Source organism: uncultured Alsobacter sp. (assembly GCF_945952055.1).
GTDB lineage: Bacteria > Pseudomonadota > Alphaproteobacteria > Rhizobiales > Beijerinckiaceae > Alsobacter.
In genome coordinates this window covers 1-21,373 of sequence record NZ_CAMFHB010000006.1, presented here as the reverse complement: position 1 = coordinate 21,373, position 21,373 = coordinate 1, and the positions used below count along the sequence as shown (strand labels likewise).

Genomic DNA, 21,373 nt, shown 5'->3' with positions numbered 1-21,373 from the left:
AAGAGGGTGGAAACCACGGTGACGATCGTCCTGATTCCGGGCCTGTTGTGCGACGCCAGCATCTGGACGAGCCAGGTGGCGGCCCTGTCGCAGCGCGCCCCCGTCGTCGTGGCCGACCTTTCGACGCAGGATTCGATCACCGCCATGGCCCGCGACACGCTGGCACTGGCGCAGGGACCGCTCGCCGTCGTGGGACACTCGATGGGCGCCCGCGTCGCGTTGGAGATGGTTCGCCTCGCCCCCGAGCGTATCGAGCGGCTGGCGCTCCTCGACACCGGCGCCCACCCCAGGCGCGACGGCGAGGAGGCCACCCGGCAGGTCCTCGTCGACCTCGCCCGGCGCGAGGGCATGGCGGCCCTGGCCGACCGCTGGCTGCCGCCCATGGTGCACGAGGCCCGCACGGGCGACGCCGCGCTCATGGAGCCGCTGCGGGAGATGGTGAAGCGTGCCACCGCGGACCAGCACGACCGCCAGATCAGGGCGCTGCTCGGGCGGCCCAACGCCCGCGAGCACCTGTCTGCGATCGCCTGCCCCACCCTCGTCGCCGTCGGACGCCAGGATCGCTGGAGCCCGCTCGCCCAGCACGAGGAGATCGCCGCGGCGATCCCCGGCGCGCGGCTCGTCATCATCGAGGACAGCGGCCACATGTCGCCGGTCGAGCAGCCGGACCAGGTGACCGCGGCCCTCCTCGCTTGGCTCGACATGGAGAGCCCCATGACCGCCGACCGCATTCCCGACACGCCGCTGTTCGACCGCGAGCGCCAGCGCCGCGGCTACCGCATCAACAAGATGGCGATGGGCCTGTCGAAGCCGGAGAACCGGGAGGCCTTCAAGGCCGACGAGGAAGCCTATCTCGACCGCTTCAGCCTGACCGCCGACGAGAAGAAGGCCGTCATGTCCCGCGACTGGCGCGAGATGGTGCGGCTCGGCGGCAACCTGTTCTTCATCCTGAAGATCTCGGCCGTCGACCCGGTGCGCATCACCGAGATCGGCGCGCACCAGGCCGGCATGGCCCACGACGCATTCCTGCGCGACCGCTTGGGGAAGAAGTAATGGCGAAGCTCATCGGAGGCCTCGGGACGTCGCACGTCCCCTCCATCGCCGCCGCCCTCGACAAGGGCCTGCGCGACACGCCGGACTGGAAGCCGTTCTTCGACGGCTACATCCCGGGCCAGGACTGGGTGAAAGAGGCAAAGCCCGACGTCGCCGTCGTCATCTTCAACGACCACGGCAACTCGTTCTTCCTCGACCGCGTGCCGACCTTCGCGGTGGGCTGCGCCGAGGAGTACAAACCCGTCGACGAAGGCTGGGGCCCGCGCCCCATCCCGCCCTTCCAGGGCGCGGTCGATTTCTCGTGGCATCTCGTCGACACCCTGGTCGAGAACCGCTTCGACCCGATGATCTGCCAGGAGATCGACGTCGACCACGGCATCCAGGTGCCGATGGAGCTGTTCTGGGGCCGCCCCGCGGCCTGGCCGGTGAAGGTCGTCCCGATCTTCGTCAACGTCATCCAGTACCCGATCCCGCTGCCCTCCCGCTGCTGGGAGCTGGGCCAGGTGCTGCGCAAGGCGATCGAGAGCTACGACAGCGACGAGCGCTTCGTCGTCGTCGGCACCGGCGGCCTCTCGCACCAGCTGCAGGGCGCGCGCGCCGGCTTCGTCAATCCGGAAGCCGACCGCGCCTTCCTGCGCGACATCGCGGCCGACCCCGGCAAGCTCGCCAGCCTATCGCGCGAGCGCTACGTCGAGCTCTTCGGCAGCGAAGGCGCCGAGCTGATGATGTGGCTCGTCATGCGCGGTTGCATGGATGAGGCCGTGAAGGTCCTGCACACGCACTACTTCGTGCCCGCCTCCATGACCGGGGCGGGCATGATCGTGCTCGAGAACGAGGCCGGCGCAACCGGCCGGGCGGCGGCCTGACATGGCGTACTGGCTGATGGTCTGCCGCCACCGGGCCGGCATGGAAGAGCTCCGCGCCCGCCACCGCGACGCGCACCGCGAGCACGTGGCCACCGGCGGCGGCGGTGTCGCGCGGGTGCTCACGGGCGGCGCGCTGACGCTGGAGGACGGCGAGACGCCGGTCGGCAATTTCGGCGTCATGGACGCGCCGGACCGCGCCGCCGTGCAGGCCTTCGCCGAGGCCGACCCGTTCGCCAAGGCCGGCCTCGTGGAGGCCATCGAGATCACGCCCATCGCCGCGCGCTTCCAGGCGCAACGCATCGATCCGCTGACCCGCTGATAGCGGGCGCATTCGTTCAATCGGGCCGAATGGCCCTTGGGAGGAGAAAGACACATGCTTCGCAGGACCTTCATCGGCCTCGCCGGCGCCGCCATGGTGGCGGGCAGCATCACCGGCGCCTCCGCGCAGGAGGCGTTCAAGATCGGCCTCATCCTGCCGCTCACGGGGCCCTTCGCCTCGACCGGCCGGCAGATCGAGGCCGCGGCCAAGCTCTACATGGCGCAGAACGGCGACACCGTCGCCGGCAAGAAGATCCAGCTCATCGTCAAGGACGACACCGGCGTGCCGGACGTCTCCAAGCGCATCGCGCAGGAGCTCATCGTCAACGACCGCGTCGGCGTCATCGCCGGCTTCGGCCTGACCCCGCTGGCGCTCGCCAGCGCGCCGCTCGCCACCCAGTCGAAGACGCCGCAGGTGGTCATGGCCGCCGCGACCTCGATCATCACCGACCAGTCGCCCTTCATCGTGCGCACGAGCTTCACCTCGTTCCAGGCGACGGTGCCGCTCGCCAACTGGGCCGTGAAGCAGAACTTCAAGAAGGCGATGACCATCGTCTCCGACTATGGCCCGGGCATCGACGTCGAGAAGGCCTTCACCGAGACCTTCACCAAGGCTGGCGGCACGGTCGAGAACATGCGCGTGCCCCTCGCCAACCCGGACTTCTCGCCCTTCCTGCAGAAGGTCGCGGACGCGAAGCCCGACGTCCTCCTCGCCTTCGTGCCGTCCGGCGTCGGCTCCCAGTTCATGAAGCAGTTCGTCGAGCGCGGCCTCGACAAGTCGGGCGTGAAGCTGATCGCCGAAGGCAGCGTCACGGACGACGACCTCATCAACTCGGTCGGCGACGTGGCGCTGGGCGTGATTTCCTCGCACCATTACTCGGCGGCCCACGACAGCCCCGAGAACAAGGCGTTCGTCGAGGCCTTCAAGAAGGCCAACAACAACATGCGCCCCAACTTCATGGCGGTCGGCGGCTATGATGGCATGACCGCCATCTACGAGGGCCTGAAGAAGACCAACGGCCAGGGTGGGGAAGCCCTCGTCAACGCCATGAAGGGCCTCTCCTGGACGAGCCCGCGCGGTCCGGTCTCCATCGACCCCGCCACCCGCGAGTTCGTGCAGAACGTCTACATCCGCAAGGTCGAGCGCGTGAACGGCGAACTCTACAACATCGAGTTCGACAAGAGCGAGGCGATGAAGGATCCGGCGAAGGCCGGCCGCTGATCGTACGATTGACTCGAAACTTCGGCCTGTGACGGGTTGGCGAACCGGTCACAGGCCGAACGCGTTTTACGAGGCTGCGTCAGGACGCAGCCCCACGCAGGCGCCGCCCCGACGCCGCGCCATCCTGCTGGCGAACGCACGGCCAGCCCCGCATGTCGAGGGCCGACAGGGCATCGCGACAGGCTTCGACCGTGGCAGCGATGTCGTCATCCGTCAGCATGGCGCTGAGCGACATCCGCAGCAGGCATCCTTGCGGTGGCGTCGCGGGTGGGCCGAACACCGCGGCGCGAATGCCCCGGGCATCGAGATGCCGTCTGAACGCGATCGTGTTGTCGGGGGCACCGGTCACGATGGCGAGGATCTGGCTTTCGCTCGCCGCGACGTCGAACCCACAGGCCTGAAGGTCTTCCTTCATGCGGGCGTGGTTGCGGTGGAGCCGCGCGGCCCGCCAGGGCTCGTCCCGCACCAGGTCGAGCACCGCGTTGAAGCCGGCGATCTCGTATCCCAGAACGGTGGTCGAGAAGATCAGCGGCCTCGCTTCATAGCGAAACAGCTCCATGTTCCGCGCGGAGCCCGCGACGATTCCACCACGGGCGGCCACGGCCTTGGAGAGGCCGATCGTGCGGAAGTGCACGCGGTCCGTCAGGCCGAGCGCGGACACCATACCCCCGCCCTCGTGACCATGGCATCCGAAGGCATGAGTCTCGTCGACGACGATGGCACAGCCCCCCCTTTCGCATTGCTCCACGATCTCGATCAGCGGGCAGACGCTCCCGTCGGTGCTGTACAGGGAATCGACGATCACGAGGCCCGGGCCGCCGAGGGCGATCTTGCGCCGCAGATCGGCCGGGTCGTTGTGGCGAAAGGGTATGGCCCTCGCCCGGGCGCACAGCACACCCTCCCACAGGGAAGCATGGGCCCGCATGTCGAGGTAGACCGGTGAGCCTGGCCGGGCGAACACCTGCACGATGCTCGTGTTCGCATTGTATCCCGACATCACGAGCACCGCGTCCTGTGCCCCGATCAGCGCCGCGAAACGCCGTTCGAAGGTGCGATGGGCGTCGTCGCGATCCTGGATGAACACTCGCGAGACCGCTTCGCCGTGTCCCGTCTCCAGCAACGCGGCAGCCTTGGCAATCGCGACGCGGGGATGGCGGGCCAGGCCGAGATAGTCGTTCGTGTTCAGGATGACCCTCCAGCCGCGGCTCGTGCGATTTGTGATGGCGTCGCGACCCCAATGTGTGTTGGTGTGGAGGTCGACTTTTTCGTCGGTCAGCGCGCGGATGTGGGCGGGATCCTGCGGCGTTGGCGCAAGGTCATAAGACAAAGCCTTTTTTTGCAATTGATTGGTCATGGCAATGTTCCTCGGTAGATCAGAAGCCAAAATGCTTCCTACGACCTCGATACTAGCCGCGGAAAACTGGAGCGGCGCGCCCCGTCATCTTTGGAATGCACAGAAATTTGCGTTCTGGCTGCAATTCAAGGAAAGTATAGACGACACGATCACCAAATTGAGAACCATTGGCGTATTCGCCATATTTGGCCACCTCGCCTATTATTTCATATGGTCGGATGTATTTCCGCAATCATACGAATCCGCACCCCTGCGCATCATGTGCGCAGCACTCGTGGCCACGTGTCTTTTTCTGGAAAAGAGACAAGAACGAAGTGAATTCTTCTATTATGTGACGTATGTTTGCATCGTTTTCAATTTGCCATTCTTCTTCTTCTACATGATGCTGCAAAACGGCGCAGCGCCAGTGTGGATACAATCCTGCGTTTGTGCATTGCTTTACCTCGCGTGGATTTGCGAGCTGCGAAACTATCTCGTCATGCTGGTCGTCGGCGTCTCGGCCGCCTTCGGCCTGCACGCCTTCGATCCGGCCCAGGGCGCACAGGCCCATGAATGGGTCTCGTCCGTGCCTGTGATGGCGTTCGCCGTGGCGGGAGGACTGCTGTTCCGGACGGCCGAGACCCGAACCATCGCGAGCAACCGCGTGCGCTCGGTCGCGCTGGCCAGTTGCATCGCGCATGAGTTGCGCACGCCCCTGCTGGGCACGCGGCTCGACGTCGCCACAGCCAGCCGTCGAATTGTCGGCCTTGGACAAGCCGAGCAGGATCTCCGGCAGGTCTTCGCGCGGATCGATCATCATCTCCTCAAGGCGACCCACGTGATCGACACGCTGCTGCGCAATGTGACCAGCGAGCGCATCGATCCGGGCCGGTTCGACAGGCACTCCGCCCGTGCGGCCGTCGAGGAAGCGCTGGCGCGCTATCCCTTCTCGCCGAAGGAACGGGCGCTCGTCACGGCCGACGTCGAGAGCGACTTCCACTACTGGGGGGACGACGTGCTCCTGGTGCACGCGCTCATGAACCTCGTCAAGAACGCCCTGACGTCCGTTTCAGCCGTCCAGCGCGGCACGGTCGAGATCAGGCTCGTCAACGATGGCCAGGCGAACCAGATCGTCGTGCGCGACTCCGGCGGCGGCATCGATCCCCGGATGGCGGGACGGCTGTTCACCGAGTTCGCCAGCCAGACGTCGGGCGGGGCGGGCCTCGGCCTGCTGTTCTGCCGGCGCGTGGCGCGGGCCTTCGGGGGCAACATCGCCTGCCGGTCGCGCCCGGGCGCCCTCGCGGAGTTCACGATCACCCTGCCGCCGCCGAGGGTGTCGGCATGAGCGTGACCGCCCGCGCCGCCTGGAACCTGCCGGGCACCGTCCTCCTCCTCGACGACGACGAGACGTTTGTCCGCTCGCTGGCGGAAGCGCTGGAGCCGAGCGCGGTCGTGGCGTTCACCGCGCCCGGGCCCGCGCTGCGCCATCTGCATACGGTGGCCGAAGCCGTCGGCAGTGGCCCCGTGGCCGTCGGAACGACCGAGGATGCCGGCATCGCGGAAGCCGTGGCGCTTCGCAGGGATCCGCTGGAGCGGTTCGTCCGGACGGCGTCGCGCTTCGCCATGGTGACGGTCGCGATCGTCGACCAGGTCATGCCGGCGATGCCGGGCACGACCTTCTGCGCCCAGGCCCGCGCGATGGGCGTCAAGACGATCCTTCTGAGCGGGCGCATGAACGACGGCGAAGCCGTGGCCGCCTTCAACGACGGGACGATCGACCGCTACGTCGAAAAGAACGACCCCGACGTGATCGCGAAGCTCGCCCGCATGATCGAGGACCTGGGCACGTCTCAGGCGCTCGAGCGCACGGCCCGCTTCGAAGCCATCCTGAAGCCCGCCAGCCGCGGCCTGTTCGAGCGTCACGATCTCTGGTCTCTGTTGGGCCAGATCTCGCGGATATTCCCGTTCTGCGAGCACTACTTCGATGCTGCGGCGCCGGGGTTCCTGCTCATCAACGACCAGGGAGACTATCGCTTCCTGCTCGTCGACGACGCGGACGAGCAGATCCGCTCGGCGCAGATCCTCACGGACGTCGGGACCCTCGAGCCGGAGCGACTGGGGCTCGCGGAAGGACGGATGCTGGTCTGGAATCTCGCCGACGCCATCCAGCAGATCGAGCGCGACGAGATCGACCTGGCGCGCTTCGTCTTCCCTGCGAACCGACACGGATCGCTCGTGTGGGCCCTCATCGCTCCTGACCTCGTCCCTTCGGCCGGCCTCGTCCCACAGGGCTCCTGGAGCAGCTACAGGGGGCTCGTGCGCTCGTTCCTGACCTAGCGAGCCCGCCCACATTGCCAGCGACCATTCGTCCGCTTATCGTACAAGTCAAAGCGACAAACGAAGCGGAGGACGTCTGGAATGGCGAGACGAGGACATGGTTGGCTTGCCGCGTCGGCAGGCGCGGCGATGGCGGCAGCCCTGGTCTGGACACCGGTCCAGGCCAAGACCCCCAAGGATCAGCTCATCGTTGGCATGAACATGGCCAACCTCACGAGCCTCGATCCCCACAACATGAACTCCTACGAGTCCCACCACATCCTGGCCAACGTCTACGACACGCTGATCAGCACCGACCCGAAGGACCCGGCCAAGATCCTGCCGTGGCTCGCGACCTCCTGGGAGGAGCTTCCCGACGGGACCATCAAGTTCAAGCTGAAGCAGGGTGCGAAGTTCCATTCCGGCCGCGCGGTCACCATCGAGGACGTGGTGTGGTCGTTCCGCCGTGCCGTGAAGCTCGGTCTCCTGGGCGCCGCCTATTTCACCGAGTGGGGCTACACGGCCAAGAACGTCGACGAGAAGTTCCGGGCGGAGGGCACCGACACCTTCGTCATGGACCCGGCCATGCCGATCGCGCCGAAGCTGAAGCTCTACACGATCGCGCGCGCCGTCGGCGCGGTGCTCGACAAGGAGACCGTCCTCAAGAACGAGAAGGACGGCGACATGGGTCGCGGCTGGCTCGCGTCGAACTCGGCCGGATCGGGTCCCTTCTCGCTGGTGCGCTGGAACCCCAATGACATCGTGCTGATGGACCGCTTCGACGGTTACTGGCACGGCGCGGCGAAGATGAAGCGCGTCGTCGTGCGCCATCTGCCCGAGTCGCAGACGCAGCGCCTGCAGCTGGAGAAGGGCGACCTCGACGTCGGCATCCAGCTCTCCTCGGCCGACATCGACGGGCTGGCCTCGAACCCGAACATCGCGATCGATAAGATCCCGGGCGCGGGCTACTACTTCGTCATCATGAGCCTGAAGGACCCGGACTTCGCCAAGCCGGAGGTGCGCAAGGCGATCCGCTATTGCATCGACTATGACGGCGTCAACAAGAACCTGATGCAGAACTACGGCCTGCCCGCCGTGAGCTACATCCCCAAGGGCATCCCCGGCTATGTCGAGGGCGTCGGCAACGAGTACAACCTCGACAAGTGCAAGGCGGGCCTCGCCGCCGCGGGCTACCCGAACGGCTTCAAGAAGACCTTCCTGACGCTGTCCTCGCCGCCCTACGCCGAGATCTCGACCGCCATCCAGGCGAGCCTCGCCAAGGCCGGCATCCAGCTCGACATCCGCGCCGGCAACGGCGACCAGACCTACGGGCCGATGCGCAACCGGCAGTTCGAGTCGGGCCTCGGCCGGTCCTCGTCCGCGGTGCAGGCGGACCCCGACGGCTGGCTGCGCACGCACGTCTACAACCCCGACAACACGGACGCCGCCAAGCTCTCCAACCTGCTCGCCTGGCGCAGCAGCTGGTACGTGCCGGAGGTGACCAAGCTCATGGACGAGGCCGCCTCGATCACCGACGAGGCCAAGCGCGCCAAGCTCTATGCCGAGGTGGTCAAGAAGAGCGAGGAGGCGGTGCCCTCCGTCATCCCGGTGTCGCAGCGCGTCGATCCCTACGCCAAGCTGAAGCGCGTCCAGAACTACGTCGGCGACGCCACCTGGATGGTGCGCTGGGACGTCGTGGACAAGACCGACTGAGGCATGGCCGTCGACGCCCCTGCCGGGACCGCCCGCGCCCCTTCGCCGACCCTGCTGCCCTGGCGCCGCCTGCGCCGGGGCGCTGGCACGGTCGGCAGCGCGCTGGTCACGCTGTTCCTGCTCGTGCTGCTGACCTTCGTCATCGGCCGGCTGCTGCCGGTCGATCCCGTCCTCGCGGTCGTCGGCGCCGACGCCGACAACGCCACCTACATGAAGGTGAAGGCCGAGCTCGGCCTCGACAAGCCGATCCTCGAGCAGTTCTGGATCTTCCTCACCCAGCTGGCCCACGGCAATTTCGGCAAGACGCTGCTGACCGGCCGTCCCGTGGTCGAGGACATCGGCCGCGTGCTGCCCGCCACCATCGAGCTCGCCACGGTCACCATCGTGCTGGGGGCAGGCATCGGAGTGCCGCTCGGCGTCTTCGCGGCGGTGAACCGCGGCCGTCTCGCCGACCACGTCGTGCGCATCCTGTCGCTGATGGGTCATTCGACGCCGATCTTCTGGCTCGGCATGGTCGGGCTCATCATCTTCTACGCCAAGCTCGACTGGGTGGGCGGCTCGGGCCGCGTCGAGCTGTTCTACGTCGACATGGTGCCCAACGTGACGGGGCTGCTCCTGGTCGACTCGCTTCTGGCCGGCGACATGGACGTGTTCTGGAGCGCCTTCCGCCACATCGTGCTGCCGGCCTCCGTGCTGGCCTATTCCTCGATCGCTTACATCAGCCGCATGACCCGCAGCTTCATGCTGGAGCAGCTGTCGCAGGAATACGTGGTCGCGGCCCGCGCCAAGGGCGCGCCGCGCAGCCGCGTGATCTGGGGCCACGCCTTCAAGAACATCCGCGTGCAGGTCGTCACCATCGTCGCGCTGTCCTATGGCGGCCTCCTGGAGGGCGCGGTCCTCACCGAGACGGTGTTCGGCTGGCCGGGGTTCGGGCAATACCTCACCAGCGCGCTGGTCATCGGCGACATGAACGTCGTCGTCGCCTGCACCCTCATCATCGGCTGCCTGTTCATCGGCCTGAACCTGCTCTCGGACATGCTCTACCGCCTGCTCGACCCGAGGACGCGATGAGCGCGCTCGCCGCCTGGCTCAATGACGACGTCGCGGCCACGCGCGGCCAGGCCGTGGCGCAGAACGCCTGGCGGGCCTGGCGCCGCTTCGCCTCCAACCCGCTCGGGCTCATCGGGCTCGCGGTCGTCCTCCTGCTCGTGGGCACGGCGCTTTTCGCGCCCTGGATCGCGACGCATCCGCCGAACGACCAGAATCTCGCCGCGCGCCTGATGGCGCCGTCCGCCGCCCACTGGCTCGGCACCGACGAACTCGGCCGGGACATCTGGAGCCGGCTCGTCTGGGGCAGCCGCATCACGCTGTCGATCATCGCCATCGTCAGCATCGTCGTGGCCCCCATCGGGCTCGCGGTCGGCTGCGTGGCTGGCTACGCCGGCGGCTGGGCGGACGCGGTGCTCATGCGCGTCACCGATCTCTTCCTCGCCTTCCCCAGCCTCATCCTGGCGCTCGCCTTCGTCGCGGCGCTGGGCCCCAGCCTGGAGAACGCCATCCTCGCCATCGCGCTCACCCAGTGGCCGCCCATCGCGCGCCTGGCGCGGGCCGAGACGCTGAGCCTGCGCAACAGCGACTACATCGCCGCGGTGCGCCTGCTGGGCGCCTCGCCCGCCCGGATCGTGCTGCGCCACGTCACGCCGCTGTGCCTGCCCTCGGTCGTGGTGCGCGTGACGCTCAACATGGCGAGCATCATCCTCACCGCCGCGGGCCTCGGCTTCCTCGGCCTCGGCGCCCAGCCGCCGACACCGGAATGGGGCGCCATGGTCTCGACCGGCCGCCGCTTCATGCTGGACAGCTGGTGGGTCGTCACCTTCCCGGGCGTCGCGATCCTCGTCGTCAGCCTCGCCTTCAACCTCGTCGGCGACGCGCTGCGCGACGCCCTCGACCCGCGGCAGGGCTGAGCGATGGCCGAGCCCCTCATCAGCGTGAAGGACCTGCGCGTCGCCTTCGGCGGCGCGTCGGGACCGATCGAGGTGGTGCGCGGCATCTCCTTCGACCTCGGCCGCGAGAAGCTCGGCATCGTCGGCGAGTCGGGTTCGGGCAAGAGCCTCACCGGGCGCTCGATCATGCGGCTCCTGCCGGCCGGCGCGCGCCTGTCGGCGAGCCGCATCGCCTTCGCCGGCGAAGACCTGCAGAAAGCCTCCGAGCGCCGCATGGAGGAGATCCGCGGTCGCGGCATCGGCTTCATCATGCAGGATCCGAAATACTCGCTGAACCCGGTCGTCACCGTGGGCGAGCAGATCGCCGAGGCCTATCGCCTGCACGTGAAGGCGAGCGCCGCGACGGCGCGCGAGCGGGCCATCGCCATGCTGCGCACCGTGCAGATCCGCGATCCCGAGCGCGTCTTCGGGATGTACCCGCACGAGATGTCGGGCGGCATGGGCCAGCGCATCATGATCGCCATGATGCTCGTCGCCGAGCCGCAGGCCCTCATCGCCGACGAGCCCACCTCGGCCCTCGATGTTACCGTGCGCCTCGAGATCCTGGCCCTGCTCGACGACCTCGTCGCCACGCGCGGTCTCGGCCTCATCTTCATCAGCCACGACCTCAACCTCGTCCGCAGGTTCTGCGACCGGGTGCTGATCATGTATCGCGGCCGCGTCGTCGAGGAACTCGCCGCCGGCGATCTCGGCCAGGCGACGCATCCCTACACCCGCGGCCTGCTGGAGGCGCTGCCGCGCATCCACGCCCGCCGCCCGCGCCTGCCCACGATGCAGCGCGATCCGAACTGGTGAGCCCATGGCCGCGCTGATCGAGGTCGAGGGACTGGTGGTGCGCTACGGCGAGGACGCCGATGCCCGCCGCGCCGTGGACGATGTGAGCTTTTCGGTGCAGCCCGGCGAAACCTTCGGGCTCGTCGGCGAGTCCGGCTCGGGCAAGTCCACCATCCTGCGCGCCATCGCGGGGCTCGCGCCGATCTCCGCCGGGACCGTGCACCTCGGCGGCGTGCCCCTCGGCACGACGCGCGACGCCGCCTTCTGCCGGCGCTGCCAGATGGTGTTCCAGGATCCCTACGGCTCGCTGCACCCGCGCCAGACCATCTGGTCGCAGCTCATGGAGCCCGCCCGCATCCACCGTCTGGCCGACGGCGAGGCGCGGGCCACCAGGGCACTGGAGGCCGTGGGGCTCGGCGCCGTCCACCGCTGGCGCTATCCGCACCAGCTCTCCGGCGGCCAGCGCCAGCGCGTGGCCATCGCCCGCGCCCTGATGCTCGACCCGGAGATCCTTCTCCTCGACGAGCCGACCTCGGCCCTCGACGTCTCCGTGCAGGCCGAAATCCTGAACCTGCTCAGCGACCTGCGCGACCGGCGCGGGCTCACCTTCCTGCTGGTCAGCCACGACCTCGGAGTCATCGCCCACATGTGCGCCCGCTCGGCCGTGATGGCCGGTGGCGTCCTGGTGGAGGAGATCGCCACCGACGACCTCGCGGCCGGCATCGCGCGGCACCCCTATACGGCGAAGCTCCTGCAGGCGAGCGACGCCTACGGGGAAGACCGGCCGGGCTAGGAGAGCGTCGGCACGGTTATGCCCCTACCCCACTCCACCGCGCCGCGTGACCGGGCGGCGCTGCAGCAGGAACAGCGTGCCGTCCTGGATCGCCCACTCGATGTCGTGCGGGCCGGCGCCGTAGACCGCATCGCACCGCATCGCGAGCGCGTGGAGCTTGCGCAGTTCGGGATACCCAAGGCAGAGGCGCCGCGCGAGGGGCGCCGGCAGGGTCTCGGTCGTCGTGCCGCCGTCCTCGGCCATGCGCACGGCCGTGGGTTTCATGCCGGGCGTGCGTTCCTTGACCTGACCGTCCAGGGACATGCGGAAACGATCGGGAACGACCAGCCCCTGCACGACGCCCTCGCCCAAGCCCCATCCCGCCTCGATGACGATCTCATCGGCCCCCGTGACGGGATCGCAGGTGAAGAGCACGCCGGAGACGTCGGCGGGCACCAGCCGCTGCAGCACGACCGCGACCTGCGGTTCCTCCCCGGCCCCGATGCGGCGGCGATAGGCGAGCGCGGACTCGGTGCGCCCCGATTCCCACACCTCGCGCAGCGCGGCGAGTGCCGCCTCGGCACCGCGGACGGCGAGCTTCGTCGCGTGCTGGCCGGCAAAGCTCGCCTCGGCGGAATCCTCGCCGATGGCCGAGGATCGCACCGCGACCGGGCCGTCCATGGCGCAGGCCACCTGCAGGAACCGGTCCTCGAGCGACCGGTCCCCTCTCACGATAGCCTCGACCGCGGGAGCCGCGATCGCATGGCCGTCGGGCACCGGCAGGTCGGCCCGCAGCGCGGTGCCGAGCTGGACGGCCTTGCCGCCGAAGACGCTGACGTCCACGGCCTCGCGCAGCGCGACGACCGCCATCAGAGCACCCGAACCTCTCCGGTCGTGCCGTCGACCGACACGGTCGCGCCGTCCGGGATGCGGGCCGTCGCGTCGAGGCAGCCGACCACGCCCGGGATGCCGTATTCGCGGCTGACGATGGCGGCGTGCGACAGCAGTCCGCCCGCATCCGTCACCATGGCGCCGAGCAACGGCAGCACGATGTTGAACGCCTCCGTCGTGGTGGCCGTCACCAGCACGTCGCCGCGCTGGATGCGCGTGAACTCGTGCGGCCCTGCGATCAGCCGGGCCGTGCCCTTGTAGGTCCCGGGGCTGGCGGCGGTCCCGCGGACGATGCCGTCCTCGCTGGCGGCGTGCGAGGGCGCGAAGATCGCGTCGATGGCCGTGCCGAGCGCCCGCATCATGCGCACCGTTGCCGGCGGCAGGCCGTCCAGCGGGGGCGGAGGATGCGGCGGTTCGCCCAGGAAGGGCGGGCCGTCGGTGGCGCGCAGGGACATGCGGACGTCGCAGCGCTCCGCCAGTTCGTCCGCATCCGGACCGCCACGGCCGCGGATGAGGCCGTCGATCTCGGCGGGATCGCCCTCGATGAGATGGGCCGGCTCGTGCAGACGGCCGGCCTCGACGAGCCGGCGGCCCGCCTCGAGCAGCGCGCGTCGCGCGAGACCCGCGGCCCACACGTCGCTGTAGAGGCCGCGCTCGTCGCGCAGGCGCGACAGCATCCGCGTCTCGGCCAGCAGGTCGTCATAGGCGGCCTTGTGCCCATCGGGAATGAGGTCGCGCAGCCGAGCCTCCTCGCCCTTGCCGGCATGGGCCGCGGCCGGGGCGCCGTCCTCCACGGCACGCCGGATCCCGCTCGCCAGGACCTCCGGCATCTCGATCGCCGTCGGGTCCCCCGCGTCGAGGCTGTCGAGCAGCCGCCACGAGACGAGGTCCAGATAGGCGGTCGCCGCCGCGCCGACGTCGCCGGGCGCGGCCCGAAGCCTGGACAGTGCCGCGCCGGCATCGCCCGAGAACAGGATCTCGCGGCCGGACGCGGAAGACCGGAGAGCTTCGACGAGCGAGTCGAGCTCGGGGAAGGACCCGGCCGATTCCGGAGCGGCGCCTCGCAGCAGGCTCAGGAACTGACCTGCGGGCTGGCCGCTCCACTCCACGACGGAGGCGATGAAGTCACCCACGGGCAGGATCGCCGCCCCGTTGAACGAGTGATGCTGGCGCACCATCCGCGAGAGGTGGGCGATGCAGGCGCCGATGTGCTCGTGGAGCGCGGCGTCGCCCAGCGCGGCGGGGTCGATCCGCTGCAGCGCCATGCTGCTGACGATCGACGCCGGCTTCACCTCGTGGAGCCAGCGGTCGAGGTCGGCCCGCCAGATCCGCTTCTCGACGGCGGCCTGCGCCGCCGCGATCCGGGCCGGGATTTCCTCGGGAGGCGCGGGGACGGGCTGGAAGTAGCCGAGCCCGTTGATGAACTTGTAGTCGAGGGTCGCCACGAGCACGCCGTAGCGGGCCATCGTCTCGCGGAAGCCCGCGTCGAGCGCGGGCGGATGGATCGCCTGCTGGAACCGGGTGAACGGCCGCGGCATGTGGACCGCGTCGAGGAGCCACGTCCCCGGGCCGGGTGGAGCAAAGTCAGCAAGACCCGTCGTCGACGCACCAGCCATCACGAAACCTCCCGTTTCATTTCCATGACGGTTTCATGACAGCGTGCGGGTGTCATTTGGATGTGCGGTAACGCACAACACATGTCTGTGAATACGAGGAATCAGGCCTGGCTGCGGCGCGGCAGCAGCGTCGCCGCGGCGAGCGACAGCAGCACCGAGAGCGCGTAGAGGACGATCATGGCCCGATGCTCGCCGAGGGTGACCGTCGCGTCTCCCCCGCCCAGGACGATCGCCTGCACGATGATGGTGGAGATCCCGCCCAGGTAACGGATCGTGGAGCTGAGGCCGGCGGCCATTCCGGCGCGCTCGCCGGGAATGGAGGCCATCGCGCTCGACTGGGCTGGCGCCGAGCTGAGCCCCAGTCCGGCACCGGCGAGGAACAGCCAGGGCATCGCGTCGCGGGGCACCTGGAACCAGCCGACGTTGATCATCCCCACGCATCCGACGGCCATCACGGCCGCACCGGCCAGCCCGGTCGTCCGCGGACCGAACCTGTCGGTGAGGCGCCCTCCGATCGGCGAGGCCGCGACCATGCCGATCATCATCGCGAAGAGGCCGTAGCCGACTTCGCGCGGCGGCACGCCACGCAGGTGCTCGAAGAACAGCGGCAGCTGGAACATGAGCCCGTACATGGCGAAGTTCTGGAGGCCCATGATGGCCGATGCGCCCGCCATGACCGGGTTGGACAGGAGCCGCACGTCCAGGACGGGTCGGGCCGTACGCCACTGGCGGTGGACGAAGACCGCGCCGGCGACGAGCCCGACCGCGAGCAGCGGATAGCGCAGCGGGCCGGAGGAACGGCCGCTGCCCACGAGCGCGATCAAGCTGACGGCGAGCAGGGCGAGCCCGATCCAGTCGAGACCCGCGACGGCGCTGCCGGAGGGCGTGGACCGGGGCAGCGGAAAGAGCCGGAAGAGCAGCGCCGCGAGCGCGAGGAAGGGCAGGCTGGCCAGGAACACGGCGCGCCATCCGAAAAGGCTGACGATCTCGCCGCCCAGGACCGGCCCCACGGCGGCGGCGAGCGCCATGACGGCCCCGAAGGTGCCGAACACGCGGCCGCGGCGCTCCGGCGGCACGGCAAGGCGCATGAGCGCCATGGTGGAAGGCACGACCAGCGCCCCTCCCACCGCCGCCACGGAGCGCGACAGGGCGAGCAGCCAGAGCGTGGGACTGACGAGGCCGCCCAGCGAACCGAGGGCGAACAGCCCCATGCCGATCCACAGCGCACGGGCATGGCCCAGCGCGTCGCTGAGGCGGCCGCCCGGCCCCTGGAACAGGACGGTCACGACGAGATAGCTGGCGACCAGAAGGGTGGAGGCCTGCACGGCGTCCGCGCCGAGGCTGCTCGACAGGCTGGGCAGGGCCACGGCGATCAGGGTGGAGCCCAGCGGGGCCTGGGAACTGGCCAGCAGCAGCGCGGCGAGAAGAACGGGATTCACGGGAAGCGGGACCGGCAGGGGACGAGGGCTGGACGAGGGCGGGGCGTCAGGGTGTGGCGTGGCACGGGAGCGGTCAAGCGGCGACGCTGCGCAGTGTCGCGCCCGGCTGGACCCTGCATCGCGACGCGCCGTCTTGTCGCGGACGCCCCCATGCACTAGTCCCGGCAGACCTGCCACGAGTGCCGTCCATGACCGCAGCGTCCCCCACAGAGCCTGCGCCCGAGGCCCCGGGCGTGGCCTCGCTGTTCACGAGCTTCCTGATGCTGGGGCTCACGGGCTTCGGCGGCGTCCTGCCCATGGCCCGCCACATGGTCGTCGAGAAGCGGAGATGGTTGACGGGCGCCGAGTTCAGCGACCTTCTCGGCCTGTGCCAGTTCCTGCCGGGCGGCAACGTGATCAACGTCGCCGTCGCGATCGGCATGCGGTTTCGCGGCCCGGCCGGGGCCGCTGCGGCCCTCATCGGGCTCATCGCCGCGCCGACCGCCATCGCCATCGCGCTCGGCTCGGTCTATGCGCGATACGGCGAGGATCCGGCGGTCCAGCACGCCTTCGCGGGCCTCGCCTCGGCAGCCGCCGGCCTGATCGTCGCGACGGCCGCCAAGATCGCTCTTCCGCTCAAGGGCAAGCCGGTGGCCATCGCGGTCGCCGGCGTGTGTTTCGGCGCCATCGCCATCCTGCGCCTGCCGCTGCTCCCGACCCTGCTGGTGATTGCCCCCGTGAGCATCGCGCTGGCCTGGAGAATGCGCCGATGACCGTGTCCACCTGGGTCGTGTTCCTGATCTTCGCCGAGTTGTCCGTGCTGGCGTTCGGAGGAGGGGCGACCATCCTGCCGGAAATGCAGCGCCAGCTCGTCGACCAGAGAGGCTGGCTGACGGCCCAGGAGTTCGGCGCCCTGTTCGCGCTGGCCCAGGCAGCCCCCGGCCCCAACATGATGGTCGGTCCGCTCATCGGCTGGCACGTCGCGGGTCTCAAGGGCGCCCTGGCCGCGGCCGGGGGCCTGTTCCTCCCCTCCTCCGCCATCACCCTCGTCGGCGTCCATGCCTGGGAGCGGTTCAAGACGCATCCCTTCCGGCCGATCATCCAGGCCGGACTGTTGCCCGTCACCGCCGGGCTCGTGGCCGCCTCGGCGCTCATCCTGTCCCAGGCCGCCGCCGCCGATGCGATGCACGTGGCGATCATCGTGATCGTGAGCGTCGCCGCGTTCGCCACGCGGCTGCATCCACTGGCCTTGCTCGCGGCCGGTGCCGTCGCCGGCCTCGTGTCGCCGTTCTGAGGACCGCCCCGTGCCGAGGCCCCTGCCCCAGGACAGCATCCGCTATCTCGCGCTGATCGCCCTCTTCGCCGGGCTCCCGGCACTCGGCACCGACATCGCGCTGCCCGGCGTGCCGCAGATCGCGGCTGGCCTCGGCGTGCCGGAAGGCAAGATCGGGCTCACGCTGAGCGCCTTCATGGCCGGCTTCGCCATCTCCCCGCTGGTCTACGGCCCCCTGAGCGACCGGTTCGGCCGTCGCCCCATCATCCTCGTCGCCACGGCGATCTACGCCATCGGCGGCGTCGCCTGCGCGCTCGCGGGCGATTTCGAGACGCTCGTCGCCTGGCGCTTCATCCAGGGCTGGGGGGCGGGCGCGAGCCGCGCGGTCGCCTCGGCGATCATCCGCGATCTCTTCACCGGCCCCATGGCCCGCGCCAAGCAGTCCTATGTGTCGGTCATGCAGCTCCTGGCACCGCTGACGGCCCCCACCATCGGCGCGACCCTGCTCCTGCTCACAGGAACCTGGCGCAGCAGCTATCTCTTCCTGGCCGGCACGGGGGCCCTCGCCTTCCTGCTGATGGCGCTGTTCTACGTCGAGACGTTCAAGCCCGGCACGCAGAATGCGCTGTCGCCGCGCCAGCTCGCCCGCAACTACGCCCGGGTGCTCACCACGCGCCAGAGCCGGCGCTTCCTCATGGTGCAGACGCTCATGTTCGGCTGCCTGTTCTCCTATGTCAGCGGATCGCCCCTGGTGGCGATGGGCGTCTACGGGCTCTCGCCCTCTTTGTACGGGGCGACCTTCGCGCTCACCGCCTCGGGCATCGTGACCGGCAGCTTCGTGAACGGGCGCCTGAACGCGCGCGGCATCGATCCCAGGCGGCCGCTCACCTTCGGCCTCGCCATGGGCTTCACGACCACGGCGCTGCTCGTGCTGCTGGCTGCGGCGGGGCACCTGCCGCTCGCCGTCTTCCTAACCCTGGTCGTGCTGACGACGGTGTCGTTCGGGCTCATCAGCGGCAATGCCGTGCAGCTCGCCCTGGAACCCATGGGCGACATCGCCGGCCTCACCTCGTCGGTGATCTCGGCGAGCTCCCTGGGGTTCGGCGCGATCGTCGGAGTGATCGTCCCGCTCATGCACGACGGAACACCGCTGGCGACCGCCATCGGCATGGCCTCGTGCGCGGCGGCGGCCGCGATCGCCTATCGCAAGCTGTGATGGAGCGTCGGGGCCGGCACAAAAGCGAGCCGGCCCCGACAGGACATGTTCACCGCTGAAGCGGCTCCCGAAGGGTCACCGCAACGGCGTCTTCGATCTCCCGGCGCAGCGGCCGGGCGGCAAAGGAAAACCATCCAAAAAAGAGAGCTCCCGCCAAGAGCACGAGGCCGACGCGGGTGGTGGGGCCGAGCGCCAGAGCGCTGACACCACACACCATCGCCACCGCGGCCAGCAGGGCTGACGCAGTCTTGAGCATGCAGAAAATTCCCGTTCGTTCCCTTCGCTATCCCGCGCGGATGACCGCGCCGCAAGCCGATCCGCTCCGGATCGTTACGCAGCAGTGATCCCGTTCGCAGAATGATGGCCTTGTCACCAGCAGCTTAACAACCGGGCCGCGTGATGCATGCCTGCATTGTCCACCGGGGAATAGCGCGGACCTGAGATATTCAAACTATTCGACGTAAATCGATCGAACACGAAAACCAGCACAAATGCGAAATTGTACCGGAAAAATATCTTGCTGCCGAACCTTGTCATACCGCAATCTAGGATAAATTTAACTTGTTGAATGCGGATATGCGGCGTTTGCCGTTTGACCGCATGTTTCGCCTTTTCAACGTTCAGGTTGCCAGAGACGATGCGTATTTCCACTGCAAGGCGGTTGACCGGACGCCACCACCTTATTTCACAGGATCCGGAAGCGTTGTCGGACCTCATCAGCGCGGTCGCGGCGCCGGTCCGTGTCCAGGCCGCTCACGACGGCGCCCTGTTCGACTCCCGGTACGACTACCTGGCCTGGCAGGACTTCGTGATCGGCCAGCAGTCCACGTCGACCGGCTTCAGGATCGACATGCTGACCGAGCCGGACATGATGATGTGCTTCATCCCGATGGCCGGCACCACGCACATCGAGACCCATGACGAGGTGGTGACGAGCGCGGACAGCACCATCCACGTCATGAGCGGCAGGGCCATTCGCCGCTTCAACGTGTCACCGCTGCGCCAGCAGATCAGCCTGATGATCTCAACGCCGGCCCTCGAGCAGCATCTGGGCAGAGCCACCGGGCGAAACGTGAAGCTCGTCGGCGATGCGACCCTGACCGTCGACCGGAACACGGCCCTCGGATCGGCGATGGCCAATTTCGGCGCGATCATCGTGGAGTCGATGAAGCACACGCCCGTCTTCGACGTGAGCGACATCGCCATGCGCCGCTGCCGGGACGGCTTCATCGACCTCACGATCGGCGCCCTCGGGACGACGCAGATCCAGCAACTGACCCAGCGCGACGGGCTGCTGACCTTGCGCTACGTGCGGGAGGCGGAAGACTTCATGCGCCACAACTGCCACCTGCCCATCGGGGTCACGGAGGTGGCGGAGCATGTCGGCGTGTCGGTGCGGTCCCTGCAATACGCTTTTCAGCGGCATCGCGGCCGAACGCCCGTCCAGGCGCTGATCGGCTTCCGCCTGGCTGCCGCGCGGGACGACATCGTGCACAGCCCGGATATCCCGCTGGCCGACATCGCCATGGCGTGGGGCTTTCTGCACATGGGCCGCTTCGCCAGCCTGTTCAGGCAGACCTTCGGAGAAGCGCCGCGGGATTTGCGAAAACGGACGCGCCACGGGCGATGGCCCTCGGCCACCGGCGTCCGAACCGGCGCCACGGCCTAGCGGCCGGCCGCGGCGTCAGGAAACGACGACCGAGAGGTCCAGGAGGGCGATGACGGTTTCGCCCTTGACGATGAACTTCACGATCAGGGGCGAGCCTTCGCCCGACGAACGAAGCGGCGGCTCGCGCATCTCTTCCGGCGCCACGTCCAGGATGTCCGACACGCTGTCGGCCAGGATCCCGACCAGCTTTTCACCGGTGTCCACGACGATGGTCACCGAGGTTGACGGGCGGTCATGCGGCTGCAGGCCGAGGCAACGCCGCAGATCGTAGATCGGAATGATCGCGCCGCGCAGGTTCAGGACGCCGACCACGCCCGGCTCGGCGTTCGGCAGCGGGGTGGTGGCTTGCCAGCCCCGGATTTCCCGGACGGTCCCGATGGGTGTGGCGAAGACCTGGTTGTCGACCATGAAGGTCACGACCTGGCGGGACACCCATGCATTCTGATCGGCGAAAAGGTCGTCCCTGAGAGCGGCGCTCATCGTGGTCTCCGGTGTGGCTCCGACCGATGGGATCGCATCGCGCGGCGGGACCAGGCGGACCCTGCTGCGGAAGGCGGGCCTTCGGCCTTCCGCAGCGTGCGCACAAAAGTCCTACCGGATCGTGCCCAGTTTCGATCGAAAGGCCGTTGCGCTCTAGAACTCGTCCCAGGTGCCGGTCCGGGACGCAGCCTTGGCGGCGGCGGGAGCCGCCTTCGCAGGCGCCTTGGCCGCCGCACGCGGCTTGGCCCCGGCGAAGGCCTGCTGGGCGCGTTCGCGCAGCGCATGCGGGATCGTGGGCGTCCCGAACGTGCCCGTGCCCGCTCCGGAGACCTTGAAGGCCGCGACGAGGTCGTTGAGGCGCGTGATCTGGTCCGACAGCGACGAGGCGGAAGCCGCGCTCTCCTCGGCCAGGGCCGCGTTCTGCTGGGTCATCTCGTCCA

General features: G+C 68.7%; 22 protein-coding genes and 1 pseudogene. 15 read left to right on the top strand and 8 right to left on the bottom strand.

The window, feature by feature from the left end:
• Window positions 1-18 precede the first annotated feature (18 nt).
• Genes Q0Q47_RS06260 through Q0Q47_RS06245 form a run of 4 tightly spaced genes read left to right on the top strand, consistent with a single transcriptional unit; the run spans window position 19 to window position 3,459 of the window.
• Window positions 19-1,053 (top strand): alpha/beta fold hydrolase, encoded by a 1,035-nt coding sequence (locus Q0Q47_RS06260; RefSeq protein ID WP_293856053.1) that lies wholly within the window; start codon window positions 19-21, stop codon window positions 1,051-1,053.
• The gene (locus Q0Q47_RS06255) at window positions 1,053-1,919 is read left to right on the top strand and encodes a class III extradiol dioxygenase family protein (RefSeq protein WP_293856050.1); all 867 of its coding nucleotides are present in this window, start codon (window positions 1,053-1,055) and stop codon (window positions 1,917-1,919) included. Before Q0Q47_RS06260 ends, Q0Q47_RS06255 begins: the two co-directional genes overlap by 1 nt.
• Before the next feature lies 1 nt (window position 1,920).
• Window positions 1,921-2,238: a YciI family protein gene (locus Q0Q47_RS06250; RefSeq protein WP_293856047.1), complete on the top strand. Its 318-nt coding sequence runs from the start codon at window positions 1,921-1,923 to the stop codon at window positions 2,236-2,238.
• Window positions 2,239-2,292: 54 nt separating this feature from the next.
• Window positions 2,293-3,459, top strand: coding sequence for an ABC transporter substrate-binding protein (locus tag Q0Q47_RS06245; protein ID WP_293856044.1), 1,167 nt, complete (start codon window positions 2,293-2,295; stop codon window positions 3,457-3,459).
• A gap of 79 nt (window positions 3,460-3,538) precedes the next feature.
• Here Q0Q47_RS06245 and Q0Q47_RS06240 read toward each other — a convergent pair whose 3' ends face one another.
• Window positions 3,539-4,813, bottom strand: a complete 1,275-nt coding sequence (locus Q0Q47_RS06240) for an aminotransferase class I/II-fold pyridoxal phosphate-dependent enzyme (protein ID WP_293856041.1) — start codon at window positions 4,811-4,813, stop codon at window positions 3,539-3,541.
• Between the two features lie 31 nt (window positions 4,814-4,844).
• Between Q0Q47_RS06240 and Q0Q47_RS06235 the strand changes: the two genes are divergently transcribed.
• The 7 genes from Q0Q47_RS06235 (at window position 4,845) to Q0Q47_RS06205 (ending at window position 12,391) form a co-directional block, all read left to right on the top strand.
• The gene (locus tag Q0Q47_RS06235; RefSeq protein WP_293856038.1) at window positions 4,845-6,137 is read left to right on the top strand and encodes a sensor histidine kinase KdpD; all 1,293 of its coding nucleotides are present in this window, start codon (window positions 4,845-4,847) and stop codon (window positions 6,135-6,137) included.
• Window positions 6,134-7,129, top strand: a complete 996-nt coding sequence (locus tag Q0Q47_RS06230; protein WP_293856036.1) for a hypothetical protein — start codon at window positions 6,134-6,136, stop codon at window positions 7,127-7,129. Before Q0Q47_RS06235 ends, Q0Q47_RS06230 begins: the two co-directional genes overlap by 4 nt.
• 129 nt (window positions 7,130-7,258) lie before the next feature.
• Window positions 7,259-8,821: an ABC transporter substrate-binding protein gene (locus Q0Q47_RS06225; protein ID WP_293856033.1), complete on the top strand. Its 1,563-nt coding sequence runs from the start codon at window positions 7,259-7,261 to the stop codon at window positions 8,819-8,821.
• A 3-nt stretch (window positions 8,822-8,824) separates the two neighbouring features.
• Window positions 8,825-9,892 (top strand): ABC transporter permease, encoded by a 1,068-nt coding sequence (locus tag Q0Q47_RS06220; protein ID WP_293856030.1) that lies wholly within the window; start codon window positions 8,825-8,827, stop codon window positions 9,890-9,892.
• Window positions 9,889-10,785, top strand: a complete 897-nt coding sequence (locus Q0Q47_RS06215; RefSeq protein ID WP_293856027.1) for an ABC transporter permease — start codon at window positions 9,889-9,891, stop codon at window positions 10,783-10,785. The genes Q0Q47_RS06220 and Q0Q47_RS06215 overlap by 4 nt, the downstream gene beginning before the upstream one ends.
• Before the next feature lie 3 nt (window positions 10,786-10,788).
• Window positions 10,789-11,619 (top strand): ABC transporter ATP-binding protein, encoded by an 831-nt coding sequence (locus tag Q0Q47_RS06210; protein WP_293856024.1) that lies wholly within the window; start codon window positions 10,789-10,791, stop codon window positions 11,617-11,619.
• 4 nt (window positions 11,620-11,623) lie between these two features.
• A complete protein-coding gene (locus Q0Q47_RS06205) occupies window positions 11,624-12,391 on the top strand; it encodes an ABC transporter ATP-binding protein (protein ID WP_293856021.1) in 768 nt (255 codons plus the stop codon).
• A gap of 24 nt (window positions 12,392-12,415) precedes the next feature.
• Here Q0Q47_RS06205 and Q0Q47_RS06200 read toward each other — a convergent pair whose 3' ends face one another.
• From Q0Q47_RS06200 to Q0Q47_RS06190, 3 genes are all read right to left on the bottom strand, one after another.
• Window positions 12,416-13,240: a PEP/pyruvate-binding domain-containing protein gene (locus Q0Q47_RS06200; protein ID WP_293856018.1), complete on the bottom strand. Its 825-nt coding sequence runs from the start codon at window positions 13,238-13,240 to the stop codon at window positions 12,416-12,418.
• Window positions 13,240-14,877 (bottom strand): PEP-utilizing enzyme, encoded by a 1,638-nt coding sequence (locus Q0Q47_RS06195; RefSeq protein WP_293856015.1) that lies wholly within the window; start codon window positions 14,875-14,877, stop codon window positions 13,240-13,242. Before Q0Q47_RS06195 ends, Q0Q47_RS06200 begins: the two co-directional genes overlap by 1 nt.
• Window positions 14,878-14,978: 101 nt before the next feature.
• Window positions 14,979-16,316, bottom strand: coding sequence for an MFS transporter (locus Q0Q47_RS06190; protein WP_293856012.1), 1,338 nt, complete (start codon window positions 16,314-16,316; stop codon window positions 14,979-14,981).
• Between the two features lie 188 nt (window positions 16,317-16,504).
• On the opposite strand from Q0Q47_RS06190, the gene Q0Q47_RS06185 reads away from it, so the two are divergent.
• Genes Q0Q47_RS06185 through Q0Q47_RS06175 form a run of 3 tightly spaced genes read left to right on the top strand, consistent with a single transcriptional unit; the run spans window position 16,505 to window position 18,784 of the window.
• Window positions 16,505-17,068 (top strand): chromate transporter, encoded by a 564-nt coding sequence (locus Q0Q47_RS06185; protein ID WP_293856009.1) that lies wholly within the window; start codon window positions 16,505-16,507, stop codon window positions 17,066-17,068.
• Window positions 17,065-17,589: a chromate transporter gene (locus Q0Q47_RS06180; RefSeq protein WP_293856006.1), complete on the top strand. Its 525-nt coding sequence runs from the start codon at window positions 17,065-17,067 to the stop codon at window positions 17,587-17,589. The genes Q0Q47_RS06185 and Q0Q47_RS06180 overlap by 4 nt, the downstream gene beginning before the upstream one ends.
• Before the next feature lie 10 nt (window positions 17,590-17,599).
• Window positions 17,600-18,784 (top strand): multidrug effflux MFS transporter, encoded by a 1,185-nt coding sequence (locus Q0Q47_RS06175; RefSeq protein WP_293856003.1) that lies wholly within the window; start codon window positions 17,600-17,602, stop codon window positions 18,782-18,784.
• Window positions 18,785-18,833: 49 nt separating this feature from the next.
• On the opposite strand, the gene Q0Q47_RS06170 is transcribed toward Q0Q47_RS06175, so the two are convergent.
• Window positions 18,834-19,040, bottom strand: coding sequence for a hypothetical protein (locus Q0Q47_RS06170; protein ID WP_293856000.1), 207 nt, complete (start codon window positions 19,038-19,040; stop codon window positions 18,834-18,836).
• A gap of 113 nt (window positions 19,041-19,153) precedes the next feature.
• Window positions 19,154-19,501 (bottom strand): hypothetical protein, encoded by a 348-nt coding sequence (locus Q0Q47_RS06165; RefSeq protein ID WP_293855997.1) that lies wholly within the window; start codon window positions 19,499-19,501, stop codon window positions 19,154-19,156.
• On the opposite strand from Q0Q47_RS06165, the gene Q0Q47_RS06160 reads away from it, so the two are divergent.
• Window positions 19,488-20,453 (top strand): helix-turn-helix domain-containing protein, encoded by a 966-nt coding sequence (locus Q0Q47_RS06160; protein ID WP_293855994.1) that lies wholly within the window; start codon window positions 19,488-19,490, stop codon window positions 20,451-20,453. The two genes, Q0Q47_RS06165 and Q0Q47_RS06160, sit on opposite strands and share 14 nt — an antisense overlap.
• A 15-nt stretch (window positions 20,454-20,468) precedes the next feature.
• Here Q0Q47_RS06160 and Q0Q47_RS06155 read toward each other — a convergent pair whose 3' ends face one another.
• The gene (locus tag Q0Q47_RS06155) at window positions 20,469-20,933 is read right to left on the bottom strand and encodes a chemotaxis protein CheW (RefSeq protein ID WP_293855991.1); all 465 of its coding nucleotides are present in this window, start codon (window positions 20,931-20,933) and stop codon (window positions 20,469-20,471) included.
• Between the two features lie 153 nt (window positions 20,934-21,086).
• Window positions 21,087-21,373: pseudogene (locus Q0Q47_RS06150) on the bottom strand (methyl-accepting chemotaxis protein); the annotation flags it as partial.

Excerpts from the sequence above, each read along its gene's own strand:
- Q0Q47_RS06220 (WP_293856030.1), top strand. The coding sequence starts at position 8,825 with ATGGCCGTCGACGCCCCTGCCGGGACCGCCCGCGCCCCTTCGCCGACC.
- Q0Q47_RS06255 (WP_293856050.1), top strand. The coding sequence starts at position 1,053 with ATGGCGAAGCTCATCGGAGGCCTCGGGACGTCGCACGTCCCCTCCATC.
- Q0Q47_RS06200 (WP_293856018.1), bottom strand. The coding sequence starts at position 13,240 with ATGGCGGTCGTCGCGCTGCGCGAGGCCGTGGACGTCAGCGTCTTCGGC.
- Q0Q47_RS06165 (WP_293855997.1), bottom strand. The coding sequence starts at position 19,501 with ATGAGGTCCGACAACGCTTCCGGATCCTGTGAAATAAGGTGGTGGCGT.
- Q0Q47_RS06225 (WP_293856033.1), top strand. The coding sequence starts at position 7,259 with ATGGCGGCAGCCCTGGTCTGGACACCGGTCCAGGCCAAGACCCCCAAG.
- Q0Q47_RS06210 (WP_293856024.1), top strand. The coding sequence starts at position 10,789 with ATGGCCGAGCCCCTCATCAGCGTGAAGGACCTGCGCGTCGCCTTCGGC.
- Q0Q47_RS06185 (WP_293856009.1), top strand. The coding sequence starts at position 16,505 with ATGACCGCAGCGTCCCCCACAGAGCCTGCGCCCGAGGCCCCGGGCGTG.
- Q0Q47_RS06215 (WP_293856027.1), top strand. The coding sequence starts at position 9,889 with ATGAGCGCGCTCGCCGCCTGGCTCAATGACGACGTCGCGGCCACGCGC.
- Q0Q47_RS06170 (WP_293856000.1), bottom strand. The coding sequence starts at position 19,040 with ATGCTCAAGACTGCGTCAGCCCTGCTGGCCGCGGTGGCGATGGTGTGT.
- Q0Q47_RS06180 (WP_293856006.1), top strand. The coding sequence starts at position 17,065 with ATGACCGTGTCCACCTGGGTCGTGTTCCTGATCTTCGCCGAGTTGTCC.
- Q0Q47_RS06245 (WP_293856044.1), top strand. The coding sequence starts at position 2,293 with ATGCTTCGCAGGACCTTCATCGGCCTCGCCGGCGCCGCCATGGTGGCG.
- Q0Q47_RS06235 (WP_293856038.1), top strand. The coding sequence starts at position 4,845 with ATGCTTCCTACGACCTCGATACTAGCCGCGGAAAACTGGAGCGGCGCG.
- Q0Q47_RS06250 (WP_293856047.1), top strand. The coding sequence starts at position 1,921 with ATGGCGTACTGGCTGATGGTCTGCCGCCACCGGGCCGGCATGGAAGAG.
- Q0Q47_RS06240 (WP_293856041.1), bottom strand. The coding sequence starts at position 4,813 with ATGACCAATCAATTGCAAAAAAAGGCTTTGTCTTATGACCTTGCGCCA.
- Q0Q47_RS06155 (WP_293855991.1), bottom strand. The coding sequence starts at position 20,933 with ATGAGCGCCGCTCTCAGGGACGACCTTTTCGCCGATCAGAATGCATGG.
- Q0Q47_RS06195 (WP_293856015.1), bottom strand. The coding sequence starts at position 14,877 with ATGGCTGGTGCGTCGACGACGGGTCTTGCTGACTTTGCTCCACCCGGC.
- Q0Q47_RS06205 (WP_293856021.1), top strand. The coding sequence starts at position 11,624 with ATGGCCGCGCTGATCGAGGTCGAGGGACTGGTGGTGCGCTACGGCGAG.
- Q0Q47_RS06230 (WP_293856036.1), top strand. The coding sequence starts at position 6,134 with ATGAGCGTGACCGCCCGCGCCGCCTGGAACCTGCCGGGCACCGTCCTC.